Here is a 15312-nt window from a genome sequence, read left to right on the forward strand (position 1 = left end):
ATTACGCGGGGTCAACCTCCGCTGCACCCAGTGCGGCAGCCTCGGCGCGCAGGTCCCGGCGCAGCTCCTTGGGCAGCGAGAACTGGATCCGCTCCTCCGCCGACTTCACGATCTCCACATCGCCGTAGCCGCGCTCGGCCAGCCAGTCCAGCACGCCCTCGACCAGGATCTCCGGCACGGAGGCGCCCGAGGTGACGCCGACGGTCGTGACGCCGTCCAGCCAGGCCTCGTCGATCTCGTCGGCGAAGTCCACCAGGTACGAGGCCCGGGCGCCGGCCTGCAGGGCGACCTCGACGAGGCGGACCGAGTTCGAGGAGTTCTTGGAGCCGACGACGATCACCAGGTCGGCGTCGGCGCCGATCTGCTTGACCGCGACCTGGCGGTTCTGCGTCGCGTAGCAGATGTCGTCGCTCGGCGGGCTGACCAGCGCGGGGAAGCGCTCCTGCAGCTTGCCGACGGTCTCCATCGTCTCGTCGACGGACAGCGTGGTCTGGGACAGCCAGACCAGCCTCTTCTCGTCGCGGACCTCCAGGCCGGCCACGTCCTCCGGGCCGTCGACCAGGTGGATGCGGTCCGGGGCCTCGCCCATGGTGCCGATGACCTCCTCGTGACCCTCGTGGCCGATGAGGAGGATGTCGTAGTCCTCGGACGCGAAGCGCTGCGCCTCCTTGTGGACCTTGGTCACCAGGGGGCAGGTCGCGTCGATGGACGCCAGCTTGCGGCTCGCGGCCTCGTCGTGGACCTCGGGGGCCACACCGTGGGCGGAGAAGATCACGATGTTGCCCTCGGGCACCTCCTCCGTCTCGTCGACGAAGATCGCGCCCTTCTTCTCCAGGGTCCGCACGACGTATTTGTTGTGGACGATTTCCTTGCGTACGTAGACCGGCGCGCCGTACTGCTCAAGCGCCTGCTCGACGGCGATCACGGCACGGTCAACGCCCGCGCAGTAGCCACGGGGTGCGGCGAGGAGGACTCGGCGGGCTGTCGTAGCAGTCATGCCCTCCATCGTACGGGGCGCGGGAACCGGGGCAGTGATCCAAGCTGGTGTCCATGACGACCACTGCCACCGACCAGGAGGAGGGCGGCGGCCGGCTCCGCCGCAGCCTCGGCTTCCGTGACCTGGTCGTCTACGGCCTGCTCTTCATCGCGCCGATGGCCCCGGTCGGCATCTTCGGCACCCTGCAGGCCAAGTCGCACGGCGCCATCGCGCTGGTGTACATCGTGGCCACGGTCGCGATGGCCTTCACCGCCTTCAGCTACGCCCAGATGGTGCGGGTCGTCCCCCAGGCGGGCTCGGTCTTCGCGTACGCCCGGGCCGGGCTCGGGGAGGGGCCGGGCTTCATCGCCGGGTGGATGGCGATGCTCGACTACCTGCTGATCCCGGCGGTGGCGTATCTCTTCTCCGGGATCGCGATGGAGGCGCTGGTGCCGCAGGTCCACCGCTGGGTATGGACCGCGATCGCGGTGGTCGTCACGACCGGCCTGAATCTGTGGGGGGTGCGGGCCGCCGCGCTGGTGGGCTTCCTGGTGCTGGCGATGGAGATCGTGGTGCTGCTGATCTTCATGGTCTCGGCGATCGTCGTCCTGGTCAGGGACGGCGCCCAACGGGGCTGGGGCTCGCCGCTGGCGGGGCAGGGGGCCTTCTCGATGGCCGCGGTGTTCGGCGCGGTGTCGGTGGCGGTGCTGTCCTTCCTGGGCTTCGACGCCATCGCCTCCTTCGCGGAGGAGGTCACCGGCGGCTCGGCTCAGGTCGCGCGGGCGGTGCTGTTCTGTCTGGCGCTGGCGGGCGTGCTCTTCGTCGCCCAGACGTATCTGGCGGCGCTGCTCGCCCCGATGTCCGCCGCCGAGCTGGCCGCGAAGCCGGCCGAGCAGGGCTCTGCCTTCTACGACACCGTCGACGCCGCGGTCGGGACCTGGCTGCACGACCTCGTGGCCACCAGCAAGGCCATCGGCGCCGCCTTCGCCGCTCTGGCCGGGCAGGCGGCCGCCGGGCGGCTGGTCTTCGCCATGGCCCGCGAGCGCCGGCTGCCCCGCGTCCTGTCGCGGGTGAGCGAGCCGAGCGGGGTGCCCCGGCGGGCGCTGCTGGTGGCGGCGGTGATCACCCTCGTGGCCGCCGTCTGGGCCGCCAACCGCTCCGACGGACTGGACCGCCTGGTCTCGGTCGTCGACATCGGCGCGCTCACCGCCTTCGCGCTGCTGCACTTGTCCGTGGTCGGCTGGTTCGCCCTCCGCAGGCCGGACGGTGCCCCGCCGAACCCCTGGAAGCACGTGCTCGTGCCGGTGCTCGGCCTCGCCATCACCGTCGCCGTCATCGTCGAAGCGTCGGGCTCCGCCCAGCTCGTCGGCCTCATCTGGCTCGGCGCGGGTCTCGTCATCCTCGCCGTCCAGGGCGCGACGACGCGCAGCGGCCCCGGGCAGGCGTGAACTTGGGATACCGCCCGGTTGTGGGAGTACGTTCCGCTGGGGCACCCCCCCAGCGTCTAGCTGGGGGCGGACGGCCTACCCCCAACCCGGCGAGCCAGGGCCGTCACCGCGGCCCCGCAGAGCGCGGCGGCGAGCGGCAGACAGCTGAAGCAGCCGCAGCCGGGGCCGCGGCGGCCGATGCGGAAGCCGCCGCCGATGCGGGGCGGGCGTTCGCGGTCGGGGCGGATGCGCATGGTCCCAGGGTGCGGGGCGCGCCGGGGTAGGGACAGCGGGGTGCGGCATACGGGTCGGTGTCGGCGGTGACGGCTAGTCTCAGCGTATGGCTGTGAACACATCGGCGGAGGCGCCGATCCCGGTCGGCGAGGTGTCGCGGCTGATCGGGGGATGGATCGACCGGCTGGGCGCGATCTGGGTCGAGGGGCAGATCACCCAGCTCTCCCGTCGCCCCGGCGCGGGCGTGGTCTTCCTGACGCTGCGCGACCCCTCGTACGACCTCTCGCTGACCGTGACGTGCCGCCGCTCGGTCTTCGACGAGATCTCCGACCTGGTCGGCGAGGGCGCGCGCGTCGTCGTGCACGCCAAGCCGGAGTGGTACGCGCCGCGCGGGCAGCTGTCGCTGCGGGCGACGGAGATACGGCCGGTCGGCATCGGGGATCTGCTGGCGCGGCTGGAGCAGTTGAAGAAGCGGCTGGCGGCCGAAGGGCTCTTCGCGGCCGAGCGGAAGAAGCCGCTGCCTTTTCTGCCGCAGCTCATCGGGCTGGTCTGCGGGCGGGCGTCCGCCGCCGAGCACGACGTGCTGGAGAACGCGCGGCTGCGCTGGCCCGCCGTCCGCTTCGAGGTGCGGAACGTGCCGGTGCAGGGCGCGTACGCGGTGCCTCAGGTGATCGACGCGGTGCGCGGGCTCGACGCGCATCCCGAGGTCGACGTGATCATCGTCGCCCGGGGCGGCGGCAGTGTGGAGGACCTGCTGCCGTTCTCGGACGAGCAGCTGGTGCGGGCGGTGGCCGAGTGCCGTACGCCGGTGGTGTCGGCGATCGGGCACGAGCCGGACTCCCCGCTGCTGGACCTGGTGGCCGACCTGCGGGCGTCCACGCCGACGGACGCCGCGAAGCGGGTCGTCCCCGACGTCGGGGAGGAGCTGGCCCGGGTCGAGCAGATGCGGCACCGCTCGCTGCGCGTGATGCGCGGGCTGCTCGACCGCGAGGAGCACGGGCTCACCGCCGCGCTGAGCCGGCCGTCTATGGCGCGGCCGCACCGGATGGTGGAGGAGCGCGAGGAGCAGATCAGCGCCCTCCTCGACCGCTCCCGGCGCTGCCTGCGCCACCGCCTCGACCGCTCCGAGGACGAGCTGGCCCACACCCGGGCCCGGGTCGTGGCGCTGTCGCCCGCGGCGACGCTCCAGCGGGGGTACGCGGTGCTCCAGCGGGAGGACGGCACCGTCGTGCGGGTGGCGGACGAGGTCACCGATGAGGAGAAGCTGCGCGCGCGGGTCGCGGAGGGCGAGTTCACGGTCCGCGTCACGCGCTGACCGCCGGTGTCGGAGGCCGCCTCTAGGCTGAGGGCATGGCAGCAGCAGGAGCAGATCAGGACACGCTGGGATACGAACAGGCGCGGGACGAGCTCGTCGATGTCGTACGGCGGCTCGAGGCGGGCGGCTCCACCCTTGAGGAGTCGCTGGCGCTCTGGGAGCGCGGTGAGGAACTGGCCCGCGTCTGCCGCCGCTGGCTGGAGGGCGCCAGGGCCCGCCTCGACGCGGCGCTCGCGGAGGATGGCGACGGGGCGGCGGCGGCCGGGGCCGGCGACGAGGACGAGGACGAGCCCGGAGAGTAGGGGTCTGTGAGGGCGGTCACGCCCACCCCGGGGAATGGTTGAAGTTTCACGTATGTTGGGTACGGTAGTCAGCGCGTGCCCAACTGGGCACCCATACCGCGATCCCCCCATGAGGTAATACGACATGTCTCTCGTACTCGACTCCGCCGCCCAGGACCTGCTCTTCCGCGAGGCGCGGACCGCGAACAGCTTCACCGACGAGCCGGTGACAGACGAGCAGGTCCAGGCGATATACGACCTGGTCAAGTACGCGCCGACGGCGTTCAACCAGCAGCCGCTGCGCGTCGTCCTGGTCCGGTCGGCCGAGGGTCGCGAGCGCCTGGTCGGCCACCTGGCGGAGGGCAACCAGGCGAAGACCGCCGCCGCCCCGCTGGTGGCGATCCTGGCGGCCGACAACGAGTTCCACGAGGAGCTGCCGACCCAGTTCCCGGCCTTCCCCCAGGCGAAGGACCTCTTCTTCGCTGAGCGGGCCGCGCGTGAGCAGTCGGCGGCCTTCAACGCCGCGCTGCAGGTCGGCTACTTCATCGTGGGCGTCCGTGCCGCCGGCCTGGCCGCGGGCCCGATGACCGGCTACGACGCCAAGGGCATCAACAAGGAGTTCTTCGGCGACGGCGACCACACCGTCCTGGCCGTCGTCAACATCGGCAAGCCGGGCGACAACGCCTGGTACCCGCGCAGCCCGCGCCTGGCGTACGACGAGGTCGTCACGACCGTCTGAGCAGCCTCACCAGCACAACCTCACTGGCCGCCGCGCTCCTCCAGCGCGGCGGCCAGTGTCGCGAGCCGGTCGAACGAGGCCGTGCCGGTGACCATCGTCGTGACGCCGCCTTCCTCACGGACCAGCGCGTCGTACTTGTCGCCCTTGTAGCGCGCCCAGGTGAAGCCGTCGACCGTACGGCTGCCGGACCGGACGGCGCTGTAGGTCTTGTCCTTGATGAAGGCCACGGCATCCGCATTGCTCTGCTCGACGGCGGCGTACTCGTTCTCCGGGTCGACAAAGCCGAGGTGCCAGAGGACGGCCTTGGTGTCGGAGGCGTCGTACGTCACCGAGGTGGCGCGCCACTGCTTGCCGAGGCCGACGGGGGCGGCGACGGCGAAGGGCGCGTCGCGGCGGGCCTGGCCGAGCTCGACCGTGTAGCTGACGGTCTTGACCGGGTCACCCTCGCTGTGCGGGATGAAGATGTATATGACGGCGACGACAACGCCGATCACCGCCATCGAGAGCACCAGGTCCCGCACCGTCTGCTTGCCACCACGCGTATTCGCCACGCCCCTATCGTCTCCCATGGCCGGAGCTCCTCCGGCAGGCGGGGCAGGCTACTCGCGTGCCGCTCATGTGACGGGCGCCCTGCTCATTCTCACGGGGGACGGATAAGGTCGTAGCACCCTCTTTTCCGGCCGTCCTCGTACAGAAAGGTGCGCTGTGATGACCGAGCAGCACGAAGCCCATCTGCCCCCGCAGCTCGAAGTGAGCCCCGAAGCCCCGGACCGCAACCTGGCCCTCGAACTCGTGCGGGTGACCGAGGCCGCGGCGATGGCCGCCGGCCGCTGGGTCGGCCGCGGTGACAAGAACGGCGCGGACGGGGCCGCCGTGAAGGCCATGCGGACCCTCGTCTCGACCGTCTCGATGAACGGCGTCGTCGTCATCGGCGAGGGCGAGAAGGACGAAGCGCCGATGCTCTACAACGGCGAGCGGATCGGCGACGGCACGGGCGCCGAGTGCGATGTCGCCGTTGACCCGGTCGACGGCACGACGCTCACCGCCAAGGGCATGAGCAATGCCGTGTCCGTGCTGGCGGTCGCCGACCGCGGCACGATGTACGACCCGTCGGCCGTGTTCTACATGGACAAGCTGGTCACCGGCCCCGAGGCCGCGGACTATGTCGACATCACCGCGCCGCCGGCGGTCAACATCCGCCGGGTCGCCAAGGCCAAGGGCGGCTCCCCCGAGGACGTCACCGTGGTGGTCCTGGACCGCCCGCGGCACGACGGAATCGTCAAGGAGATCCGCGAGGCGGGGGCGCGGATCAAGTTCATCTCCGACGGCGACGTCGCCGGCGCCGTCATGGCCGTACGGGAAGGCACCGGCGTCGACCTGCTCATGGGCATCGGCGGCACCCCGGAGGGCATCATCGCGGCCTGCGCGATCAAGTGCCTGGGCGGCACCATCCAGGGCAGGCTGTGGCCGAAGGACGACGCCGAGCGGCAGCGCGCGCTGGACGCCGGCCACGACCTGGACCGGGTGCTGTCGACCAACGACCTGGTCAGCGGTGAGAACGTGTTCTTCGTCGCCACCGGCATCACGGACGGCGAACTGCTGCGCGGCGTGCGGTACCGCGCGGAGACGGCCACCACCGAGTCGCTGGTGGTGCGCTCGAAGTCCGGCACGATCCGGCAGATCGACTCCACGCACCGGCTCTCGAAGCTGCGTGCGTACAGCTCGATCGACTTCGACCGGGCCCGCTAGAACGGCCCGACAGAACGGTGGAACGATCCGGGGCCCCGCCGAATCGGCGGGGCCCCGGACCTTCAGCATCAGCCCGCTGCGGGCATCCGCGTCGTCGTTCGCTGCAGCTCGGCCTCGCGGCGGCGGCGCCGGGCCAGCACCACACGGCGCTCGGCGGCGGTGAGGCCGCCCCAGACGCCGTACGGCTCCGGCTGGAGCAGCGCGTGCTCCCGGCACTCCAGCATGACCGGGCAGCGCGCACAGACGCGCTTGGCGGCCTCCTCGCGGGAGAGCCGCGCCGCGGTCGGCTCCTTGGACGGTGCGAAGAACAGGCCTGCCTCATCACTGCGGCAGGCCGCTTCCGCATGCCATGGGCCGCCGAGATCCCGTGGCTCGCTCCCATTGACGGACGCGCCCCTGGATGCTGCGGATACTGCCGGGGGCTCGATCGGTTGAAGCACGGGATACTCCTAAACGACGGCTCGGCGTTGTCTCACCCTTGCCTGTCGCACCGCGCGGCGGCGGCGAGCGACGTGTCCCCAAGCCTTACCCGCTGTGCGCGCGTTCATGCGCACGGTGGCGCTCCCGGGTGCGCGCCGGAGCTGCGCCGGGCGGACTGCGCCCCAGCCGTCGAGTGGGGCGCCGAGTCAGCCGTCGAGCTCCGGCTTCGCGCGCTGCGGCTTGAGGCGCTTGCCGCGCTTCGGCGAGGCGTCCACGCCACCCCAGAAAGCGAAGCCCTGGATCTTGATCACGGGCGCGCCCGGCTCCGGGGACTCGAACGACTTGACGTCGAAGCCGCCCATGATGCCGACGCCGCCGCTGCCCAGGACCGTGACGTTCTCCGGGACCTTGATCGAGATGCCGCCCATGATCGCCGTGCAGTTGATGACCAGCTCGGGCGAGGTGAACGTCGCCTCGGTGAGGTCGATCTCGATCCCGCCCATGATCGCGACGGCGTTGATCTGGTGGCCGACCCGCCAGCGGCCCTTGCGCTCGGCGCCGCCCATGATGCCGACGAGGTTCGGGTTCTCGCCACTGCCGTCGGACGCCCACCTGCTCGGCGCCGGCGCCGGGCCGGCCGCGCGGCCTGCGGGCAGATCGCGTACGAACGGTTCCAGCTCGCCGATGGTCTTGGCGGCGTAGACCCCGTCGAGCCGCTCCGAGAACTCGTCCGTATTGAGGCGGCCCTCGGCGAGGGCGTCGCGAAGGATGTCGGTGATCCGGTCGCGGTCGGCGTCCGACGCGCGGAGTTCGGCCTCGGCCACGGGTGTCACGGGCGGCTTCACGGGCTGGGTTTCTCGCTTCTGGAGCGACGACTCGTCCACGACGCCTACCGTACACAAACGCGATAGATCGCGACTAGTAGGAGTGAGGGTCACCTCACACAGTCGTTGACTCCGCCACGTTCTACGCTTGTCGGGCTTCGTCGACGCAGCCCAGTGAGGATGTCCCCCCATGCCCGAGTTCGCCTATTCGGATCTGCTTCCCCTCGGCGAGGACACCACGCCCTACCGCCTCATCACCTCCGAGGGCGTCAGCACCTTCCAGGCCGACGGCCGCACCTTCCTCAAGGTCGAGCCGGAGGCGCTGCGCAAGCTCGCCGCCGAGGCCATGCACGACATCTCGCACTACCTGCGCCCGGCCCACCTCGCCCAGTTGCGCCGGATCCTCGACGACCCCGAGGCGTCCCCCAACGACCGCTTCGTGGCACTGGACCTGCTCAAGAACGCCAACATCGCCGCCGCCGGCGTCCTCCCCATGTGCCAGGACACCGGCACCGCCATCGTGATGGGCAAGCGCGGCCAGAACGTGCTGACCGAGGGCGGCGACGAGGAGGCACTGTCGCGGGGCGTGTACGACGCGTACACCAAGCTCAATCTGCGCTACTCGCAGATGGCCCCGCTGACCATGTGGGAGGAGAAGAACACCGGTTCCAACCTCCCCGCCCAGATCGAGCTGTACGCGACGGACGGCGGCGCCTACAAGTTCCTCTTCATGGCCAAGGGCGGCGGCTCCGCCAACAAGTCCTTCCTCTACCAGGAGACCAAGGCGGTCCTGAACGAGGCCTCCATGATGAAGTTCCTGGAGGAGAAGATCCGTTCGCTGGGCACCGCCGCCTGCCCGCCGTACCACCTGGCGATCGTGGTCGGCGGCACGTCGGCGGAGTTCGCGCTGAAGACCGCGAAGTACGCCTCCGCGCACTACCTCGACGGTCTGCCGGCCGAGGGCTCCCCGACCGGTCACGGTTTCCGCGACAAGGAGCTGGAGGAGAAGGTCTTCGAGCTGACGCAGAAGATCGGCATCGGCGCGCAGTTCGGCGGCAAGTACTTCTGCCACGACGTGCGTGTCGTCCGGCTCCCCCGGCACGGCGCGTCGCTGCCGGTCGCGATCGCCGTGTCCTGCTCGGCCGACCGCCAGGCGGTCGCCAAGATCACCGCCGAGGGCGTCTTCCTGGAGCAGCTGGAGACCGACCCGGCGCGCTTCCTCCCGGAGACCACGGACGAGCACCTGGACGACGCCGACGTCGTACGGATCAACCTCGACCAGCCGATGGACGAGATCCGCGCCGAGCTGTCCAAGCACCCCGTCAAGACCCGGCTCTCGCTGACCGGCACGCTGGTCGTGGCCCGCGACATCGCGCACGCCAAGATCAAGGAGCTGCTCGACGCGGGCGGCGAGATGCCGCAGTACCTGCGCGACCACCCGGTCTACTACGCGGGCCCCGCCAAGACTCCCGAGGGCTTCGCCTCCGGCTCCTTCGGCCCGACCACCGCCGGCCGCATGGACGCCTACGTCGACCAGTTCCAGGCCGCCGGCGGCTCCTTCGTCATGCTCGCCAAGGGCAACCGCTCCCAGCAGGTCACCGACGCCTGCGCCGCCCACGGCGGCTTCTACCTCGGCTCGATCGGCGGCCCCGCCGCCCGCCTCGCCCAGGACTGCATCAAGAAGGTCGAGGTCCTTGAGTACGAGGAGCTCGGCATGGAGGCCGTCTGGCGCATCGAGGTCGAGGACTTCCCCGCCTTCATCGTCGTCGACGACAAGGGCAACGACTTCTTCCAGGACCCGGCGCCGACCACGCCGACCTTCACCAGCATCCCGGTGCGCCCGGGGGCGTAGGACGAGGCCGGCGGCGCCATGCCGACGGACGGAGTCCGGCGCGGCCGCCCGAAGCTTGGGAGGCCCCCCTGGGGCCGAGCAATGCGAGGGCGGCCATCGGGGATAGTGCCAAGGGCAACGACTTCTTCCAGGACCCGGCGCCGACCACGCCGACCTTCACCAGCATCCCGGTGCGGTCCGCCTGACGGACGACGGTTGACGGTGCCCGGGAACACACGGCCGTTTCCGGGCACTGTCATAGGTATGAGCGAAGACAACGGCGAATACCGGACCGAGCACGACTCGATGGGCGAGGTGCGCGTCCCCGCGTACGCGAAGTGGCGGGCGCAGACCCAGCGTGCGGTGGAGAACTTCCCCATCAGCGGGCAGCGGCTGGAGCGGGCGCACATCGAGGCACTGGCCCGGATCAAGGCGGCGGCGGCGAAGGTCAACGCGGAGCTGGGGGTCCTGGACAAGGACGTGGCAGAGGCGGTCCAGGAGGCGGCCGCGGAGGTCGTGGCGGGGAAGTGGGACGAGCACTTCCCGATCGACGTCTTCCAGACCGGCTCGGGCACCTCGTCGAACATGAACACGAACGAGGTCATCGCGACCCTCGCCTCGGAGCGCCTGGGCCGCGACGTCCACCCCAACGACCACGTCAACGCCAGCCAGTCCTCCAACGACGTCTTCCCCTCCTCCATCCACATCGCCGCGACGGCCGCCGTCACCCGCGACCTGGTCCCGGCGCTGGAGCACCTGGCCGCCGCGCTGGAGCGCAAGGCCGAGGAGTTCGCGGAGGTCGTCAAGTCGGGGCGTACGCACCTCATGGACGCCACGCCGGTCACCCTGGGCCAGGAGTTCGGCGGCTACGCCGCCCAGGTCCGGTACGGCATCGAGCGGCTCAGCGCCTCCCTCCCCCGGCTCGCGGAGCTGCCGCTGGGCGGTACGGCGGTGGGCACCGGTATCAACACCCCGCCCGGATTCTCGGCGGCGGTGATCGCCGAGGTGGCACAGGCGACCGGGCTGCCGCTGACCGAGGCCCGGAACCACTTCGAGGCGCAGGGGGCACGGGACGGGATCGTCGAGACCTCCGGGCAGTTGCGGACGATCGCGGTCGGCCTGACGAAGATCTCCAACGACCTGCGGTGGATGGCCTCGGGGCCCCGCACCGGCCTGGCCGAGATCAACCTGCCCGATCTGCAGCCGGGTTCGTCCATCATGCCGGGCAAGGTGAATCCGGTCATTCCGGAGGCGGTCGTGATGGTGGCGGCGCAGGTCACCGGCAACGACGCGACGATCGCCGCCGCGGGCGCGGCCGGCAACTTCGAGCTGAACGTGATGCTGCCGGTCATCGCCAGGAATGTCCTCGAATCGATCCGTCTGCTGGCCAATGTCTCCCGGCTGCTCGCGGACCGTACGGTCGACGGCATCACGGCCAATGTGGAACGCGCCCGCGAGTACGCCGAGTCGTCACCCTCCGTCGTGACCCCGCTGAACAAGTACATCGGTTACGAGGAGGCCGCGAAGGTCGCCAAGCGGGCCCTCGCGGAGCGCAAGACGATCCGCGAGGTGGTGCTGGAGTCCGGCTACATCGAGCGTGGAGCGTTGACCGAGCGGCAACTGGACGAGGCGCTTGACGTGCTGCGGATGACCCGGCCGTGATCGCTCGGGCACGCCCGGGTTCCGCGCGGGTGATCCGCCCGTAACAGACGGTGCTTAAGCTCTCTTCATGACAGCCGAAACTCTCCTCCACGGGAACGGGCCCGGTGACACCCACGGCCACTGGTCGCCGGGCGAGCAGGTGCTGTGGCGCTACCGCGGCAACGCGACCGACCGGTTCCACATCTGCCGGCCGGTGACGGTCGTACGCGACGATCCCGAGATGCTGGCCGTGTGGATGGCCCCTGGTACGCCCTGCGTGAAACCGGTGCTGGCCGACGGCTCGTCGATCGACAGCGAGCCGCTGGCGACCCGCTATGTGAAACCGCGCACTACGCGCGTCGAGCAGTGGTGGGGCGCCGGCGTGCTGAAGCTGGCGCGGCCCGGGGAGCCGTGGTCGGTGTGGCTGTTCTGGGAGCAGGGCTGGCGGTTCAAGAACTGGTACGTGAATCTTGAGGAGCCCCGGCGGCGGTGGGCGGGCGGGATCGATTCGGAGGACCACTTCTTGGACATCTCCGTTTCTCCCGACCGGAGTTGGCGCTGGCTGGACGAGGACGAGTTTGCGCAGGCCCAGGCGGTGGGAGTGATGCCCGTGGCGACCGCGGAACGGGTCCGGGAGGCCGGTCAGCGGGCGGTCGGGGCGATCCGGGCGTGGGAGCGGCCGTTTCGTGACGGATGGGAGAACTGGCGTCCTAATCCGGCGTGGCCGGTACCGGCCCTTCCGGTGGACTGGGACCGTCCGGCAATGTGACCGCGTGAGCCCCTTGATGCGCCCCCGTACATCAAACGTAGGATCGTCTTCCGCAAGACTGCGCAATTTGCCGATCCACACTAGGGTTTGACGCCACGTCATCGAGCCGTCGAGGCAAGGTCTATGTCAGGTCACAGGAGGCCCAGGCTGTGGGAGTCGGAGTTTATGGCGACATACAGCTCCACCGTACCGGCCAGGCCGAGGCGTTCGACGCGATAGGCAGCCGCTACGACGAGGCGTTTCCCGACAAGGAGGGGCAGCTCGCGGCGGGTGGATGGCTCGCCGAATCGCTGCCCATCGGCGCGCGGGTGCTCGACATCGGCTGCGGCACGGGACTGCCGACCTGCCGCCAACTCGTGGACGCGGGGCTGGAGGTGACCGGCATCGACCTGTCGGCCGGCATGCTCGCGCTGGCCCGTGAGTCCGTGCCGGAGGCCACGTTCCACCGTGCCGACATCATCGACGTCGGCCGGCTCGACCGCTCCGACCGGCTCCGCCGCTTCGAGGGCGTCTCCGCCTTCTTCTCGCTGCTGATGCTGCCACGGGCCGAGATCCCCCGGGCGCTGGCGATCGTGCGTGATCTGCTGGTCCCCGGCGGGTGGTTCACCTTGGGGATGGTCGAAGCAGACGTGGATGACTTCGAGATGCCGTTCCTTGGTAACACTGTCCGGGTATCGGGTTATCTACGGGATGATTTGCGTCAGGTGGTGGAGGACGCGGGATTTGACGTGCTGAAGGAGGACTCGTATCCGTACTCGCCGGCGGCGTTCGACGCGCCGCCGGAGGAGCAGCTCTTTCTGCACTGCCGACGACGCGCCTGACGCGGCTGCCCCGTCACGCCCCCGCACGTGACGCACCCGACCGGATGGAACGACCAGCGTGAGCACGGAGCGCACGACCCAGCAGGCCGCTGCAGCGACAGCGGCGAGTGCCGCACGCCCTGCCGCAACCCCGCCCGCTCCCGTGGCGGACGGCAACGGCGCCGGGACCGCCCCGGATCCCCGCAGCGGCTTCGCCGCCGCGTCCGCCGTCCCGACCGCCCGTACGAAGCGCAAGGGCGCCCGGGACCGCAAGCAGGCGGCACGGGTGGCCGCCGCCACGGCGGACCCCTCGCTGCCCAACACGCCGCCGCACGGCACCCGGGGGGCGGCCCGCGACCTGTCGGCCGCACAGGTCGCCGCCGGGCACCCCGCGGACGACGAGTCCAGCGGCGTCCAGGCACTCAAGGCCCTCGGCACCCAGTCCGGCGCCCCGGGGCGCGGGCCGACCAGCCCGAATCCGGCCGCGCGGCCCGGCGTTGAGGCCGAACGGCTGCGCTATGTCGGCGCGGCGACCCGGCGTATCGCCCGGGGTATCGACCTGGACGAGATCCTGCTCGGCCTGTGCAGGTCGGTGGTGCCGGCCTTCGCCGACGCGATCCTGGTCTATCTGCGCGACCCGCTGCCGGTGGGCGACGAACGCCCCTCCGGGCCGCTGGTGCTGCGGCTGCGCCGCACCGACCGGTCCCCGGACGAGAGCGTCGAGCAGTCCCCCGAGACCGGTGCGCTGCTGCCCGTGGTGCCGTCCACCGAGGGCGCGTACGGGGCTGCCGCCGACTACATCGACGTCCCCACGGACGGGCCGCTGGCCGAAGTGCTGCGCGGGGTGCGGCCGGTGTTCTCGGAGTCGCCGCAGGCCACCGCCGCCCTCAACGAGTTGGTGGGCGGCTACCCGGACGCCACCTCCGTCGGTCCCCGGCCCGGCGGTTTACTCCTGCCGAACGGCCGGCGCGCGATCCTGGCGCCGCTGCGAGGCCGCCGCCGGGTGATCGGCGCGGCCGTGCTGCTGCGCCGCCCCGAACGGCCCGCCTTCGAGCCGGACGACCTGCTGGTCGTCGCCCAGTTGGCCACGCACACCGCGCTCGGCGTCGACAAGGCGGTGCTGTACGACCGCGAGGCGTACATCGCCGACTCCCTGCAGCGCGAGATGCTGCCCGACTCGCTCCCCCAGCCCACCGGCGTACGCCTGGCCAGCCGCTACCTGCCCGCCGCCGAGTCGGCCCGGGTCGGCGGCGACTGGTACGACGCCATCCCGCTGCCCGGCAGCCGGGTCGCGCTGGTGGTCGGCGACGTCATGGGCCACTCCATGACGTCGGCCGCGATCATGGGCCAGCTCCGTACCACCGTCCAGACCCTGGCCGGCCTCGACCTGGCCCCGCAGGAAGTGCTCTACCACCTGGACGAGCAGGCCCAGCGGCTCGGCCAGGACCGGATGGCCACCTGCATCTACGCGGTCTACGACCCCATCGCGCACCGCGTCACCATCGCCAACGCCGGCCACCCGCCGCCGGTCCTGCTGCACGCCAACGGCCTCGCCGAGGTGCTGCGTGTCCCGCCCGGCGCCCCGATCGGCGTCGGCGGCGTGCCCTTCGAGGCCGTCGAGCTGCCCGCCCCGGCCGGGGCGACGCTGCTGCTCTACACCGACGGCCTGGTCGAGTCGCGGACCCGCGACGTCTGGGGCGGCATCGAGATGCTCCGCGAACGGCTGCACGCCGCCTCGCAGATCGTCTCCCCGCCGCCGCTGGAGCCGCTGTGCGACGAGGTCCTGGAGATACTGGGCCCCGGCGACCGTGACGACGACATAGCTCTGCTCGCCGCGCGCTTCGACGGCATCGCGCCGCGCGACGTCGCGTACTGGTTCCTGGAGCCCCGCCCCCAGACCGCCGGGCGGGCCCGCCGGCTGGTCCGGCAGGCGCTGCGCCGCTGGGACCTGGAGCCGCTGACCGAGGCGACCGAGCTGCTGGTCAGCGAGATCGTCACGAACGCCGTGCGGTACGCGGAGCGCCCGATCACCCTGCGCCTGTTGCGTACCGACGTGCTGCGCTGCGAGGTCGGCGACGACGCGCCCACCCTGCCCCGGATGCGGCACGCCCAGCCCCAGGACGAGGGCGGCCGCGGCCTGTACCTGGTCAGCCGGATGGCCCAACGATGGGGGGCGACGCGGCTGAGCGCGGGCAAGGTCGTCTGGTTCGAGATGGGCATACCCGGCGGTCCCGACCGCTGAGGTCGGCCGAGCGGCCCGTGAGAGGCTGAGCGCGGCATCGGCAACGGGAGAGGCACGGGTGTAG

15 protein-coding genes are annotated in these 15312 nt (G+C 71.2%); 10 read left to right on the top strand and 5 right to left on the bottom strand.

The genetic code is table 11. The features are described 5' to 3' along the window. Nucleotide 1 precedes the first annotated feature (1 nt). A complete protein-coding gene (locus ACFXJ5_RS00830) occupies nucleotides 2-1006 on the bottom strand; it encodes a 4-hydroxy-3-methylbut-2-enyl diphosphate reductase (protein WP_384624973.1) in 1005 nt (334 codons plus the stop codon). 44 nt (nucleotides 1007-1050) lie between these two features. Here ACFXJ5_RS00830 and ACFXJ5_RS00835 point away from each other — a divergent pair, with 44 nt between their 5' ends. After that, nucleotides 1051-2424, top strand: a complete 1374-nt coding sequence (locus tag ACFXJ5_RS00835; RefSeq protein WP_384624976.1) for an APC family permease — start codon at nucleotides 1051-1053, stop codon at nucleotides 2422-2424. Between the two features lie 56 nt (nucleotides 2425-2480). Here ACFXJ5_RS00835 and ACFXJ5_RS00840 read toward each other — a convergent pair whose 3' ends face one another. Then, nucleotides 2481-2657, bottom strand: a complete 177-nt coding sequence (locus tag ACFXJ5_RS00840; RefSeq protein WP_384624978.1) for a hypothetical protein — start codon at nucleotides 2655-2657, stop codon at nucleotides 2481-2483. Nucleotides 2658-2743: 86 nt separating this feature from the next. Between ACFXJ5_RS00840 and xseA the strand changes: the two genes are divergently transcribed. The 3 genes from xseA (at nucleotide 2744) to ACFXJ5_RS00855 (ending at nucleotide 4972) form a co-directional block, all read left to right on the top strand. Further along, nucleotides 2744-3952, top strand: coding sequence for an exodeoxyribonuclease VII large subunit (xseA, locus tag ACFXJ5_RS00845; RefSeq protein ID WP_384624981.1), 1209 nt, complete (start codon nucleotides 2744-2746; stop codon nucleotides 3950-3952). Nucleotides 3953-3987: 35 nt separating this feature from the next. Next, nucleotides 3988-4254: an exodeoxyribonuclease VII small subunit gene (locus tag ACFXJ5_RS00850; RefSeq protein WP_384624984.1), complete on the top strand. Its 267-nt coding sequence runs from the start codon at nucleotides 3988-3990 to the stop codon at nucleotides 4252-4254. A gap of 124 nt (nucleotides 4255-4378) precedes the next feature. After that, nucleotides 4379-4972: a malonic semialdehyde reductase gene (locus ACFXJ5_RS00855; protein ID WP_384624987.1), complete on the top strand. Its 594-nt coding sequence runs from the start codon at nucleotides 4379-4381 to the stop codon at nucleotides 4970-4972. A 20-nt stretch (nucleotides 4973-4992) separates the two neighbouring features. Here the strand turns inward: ACFXJ5_RS00855 and ACFXJ5_RS00860 are convergent, their stop codons facing one another. Then, a complete protein-coding gene (locus ACFXJ5_RS00860; protein WP_384624991.1) occupies nucleotides 4993-5541 on the bottom strand; it encodes a DUF4245 domain-containing protein in 549 nt (182 codons plus the stop codon). A gap of 139 nt (nucleotides 5542-5680) precedes the next feature. On the opposite strand from ACFXJ5_RS00860, the gene glpX reads away from it, so the two are divergent. Beyond that, entirely contained in the window at nucleotides 5681-6721 is a 1041-nt protein-coding gene (gene glpX, locus ACFXJ5_RS00865) for a class II fructose-bisphosphatase (protein WP_384624992.1), read from the top strand. 68 nt (nucleotides 6722-6789) lie between these two features. Here the strand turns inward: glpX and ACFXJ5_RS00870 are convergent, their stop codons facing one another. Together ACFXJ5_RS00870 and ACFXJ5_RS00875 are read right to left on the bottom strand one after the other, a co-directional pair. Beyond that, the gene (locus ACFXJ5_RS00870; RefSeq protein WP_384626496.1) at nucleotides 6790-7149 is read right to left on the bottom strand and encodes a WhiB family transcriptional regulator; all 360 of its coding nucleotides are present in this window, start codon (nucleotides 7147-7149) and stop codon (nucleotides 6790-6792) included. A 198-nt stretch (nucleotides 7150-7347) separates the two neighbouring features. Continuing rightward, nucleotides 7348-8025: a DUF1707 domain-containing protein gene (locus ACFXJ5_RS00875; protein WP_384624995.1), complete on the bottom strand. Its 678-nt coding sequence runs from the start codon at nucleotides 8023-8025 to the stop codon at nucleotides 7348-7350. Nucleotides 8026-8155: 130 nt separating this feature from the next. Here ACFXJ5_RS00875 and ACFXJ5_RS00880 point away from each other — a divergent pair, with 130 nt between their 5' ends. The 5 genes from ACFXJ5_RS00880 to ACFXJ5_RS00900 all read left to right on the top strand — a co-directional run bounded on the left by ACFXJ5_RS00880 (nucleotide 8156) and on the right by ACFXJ5_RS00900 (nucleotide 15248). Further along, nucleotides 8156-9817 carry a fumarate hydratase gene (locus ACFXJ5_RS00880; protein ID WP_384624996.1) on the top strand — a complete coding sequence of 554 codons (1662 nt, stop codon included), beginning with the start codon at nucleotides 8156-8158 and terminating at the stop codon, nucleotides 9815-9817. A gap of 243 nt (nucleotides 9818-10060) precedes the next feature. Next, a complete protein-coding gene (locus ACFXJ5_RS00885; protein WP_384624998.1) occupies nucleotides 10061-11458 on the top strand; it encodes a class II fumarate hydratase in 1398 nt (465 codons plus the stop codon). Nucleotides 11459-11525: 67 nt separating this feature from the next. Continuing rightward, nucleotides 11526-12206, top strand: a complete 681-nt coding sequence (gene fomD / locus ACFXJ5_RS00890) for a cytidylyl-2-hydroxypropylphosphonate hydrolase (protein WP_384625000.1) — start codon at nucleotides 11526-11528, stop codon at nucleotides 12204-12206. Between the two features lie 149 nt (nucleotides 12207-12355). Continuing rightward, nucleotides 12356-13027 (top strand): class I SAM-dependent DNA methyltransferase, encoded by a 672-nt coding sequence (locus tag ACFXJ5_RS00895; RefSeq protein ID WP_384625002.1) that lies wholly within the window; start codon nucleotides 12356-12358, stop codon nucleotides 13025-13027. 58 nt (nucleotides 13028-13085) lie between these two features. After that, nucleotides 13086-15248, top strand: coding sequence for a SpoIIE family protein phosphatase (locus ACFXJ5_RS00900; RefSeq protein WP_384625005.1), 2163 nt, complete (start codon nucleotides 13086-13088; stop codon nucleotides 15246-15248). The last annotated feature ends 64 nt before the right edge of the window (nucleotides 15249-15312 follow it).

The sequence above is a fragment of the Streptomyces sp. NPDC059373 genome (assembly GCF_042751495.1).
Taxonomy (GTDB): domain Bacteria; phylum Actinomycetota; class Actinomycetes; order Streptomycetales; family Streptomycetaceae; genus Actinacidiphila.

Excerpts from the sequence above, each read along its gene's own strand:
- ACFXJ5_RS00885 (WP_384624998.1), top strand. The coding sequence starts at position 10,061 with ATGAGCGAAGACAACGGCGAATACCGGACCGAGCACGACTCGATGGGC.
- fomD (WP_384625000.1), top strand. The coding sequence starts at position 11,526 with ATGACAGCCGAAACTCTCCTCCACGGGAACGGGCCCGGTGACACCCAC.
- ACFXJ5_RS00880 (WP_384624996.1), top strand. The coding sequence starts at position 8,156 with ATGCCCGAGTTCGCCTATTCGGATCTGCTTCCCCTCGGCGAGGACACC.
- ACFXJ5_RS00840 (WP_384624978.1), bottom strand. The coding sequence starts at position 2,657 with ATGCGCATCCGCCCCGACCGCGAACGCCCGCCCCGCATCGGCGGCGGC.
- ACFXJ5_RS00850 (WP_384624984.1), top strand. The coding sequence starts at position 3,988 with ATGGCAGCAGCAGGAGCAGATCAGGACACGCTGGGATACGAACAGGCG.
- ACFXJ5_RS00835 (WP_384624976.1), top strand. The coding sequence starts at position 1,051 with ATGACGACCACTGCCACCGACCAGGAGGAGGGCGGCGGCCGGCTCCGC.
- glpX (WP_384624992.1), top strand. The coding sequence starts at position 5,681 with ATGACCGAGCAGCACGAAGCCCATCTGCCCCCGCAGCTCGAAGTGAGC.
- ACFXJ5_RS00830 (WP_384624973.1), bottom strand. The coding sequence starts at position 1,006 with ATGGAGGGCATGACTGCTACGACAGCCCGCCGAGTCCTCCTCGCCGCA.
- ACFXJ5_RS00860 (WP_384624991.1), bottom strand. The coding sequence starts at position 5,541 with ATGGGAGACGATAGGGGCGTGGCGAATACGCGTGGTGGCAAGCAGACG.
- xseA (WP_384624981.1), top strand. The coding sequence starts at position 2,744 with ATGGCTGTGAACACATCGGCGGAGGCGCCGATCCCGGTCGGCGAGGTG.
- ACFXJ5_RS00855 (WP_384624987.1), top strand. The coding sequence starts at position 4,379 with ATGTCTCTCGTACTCGACTCCGCCGCCCAGGACCTGCTCTTCCGCGAG.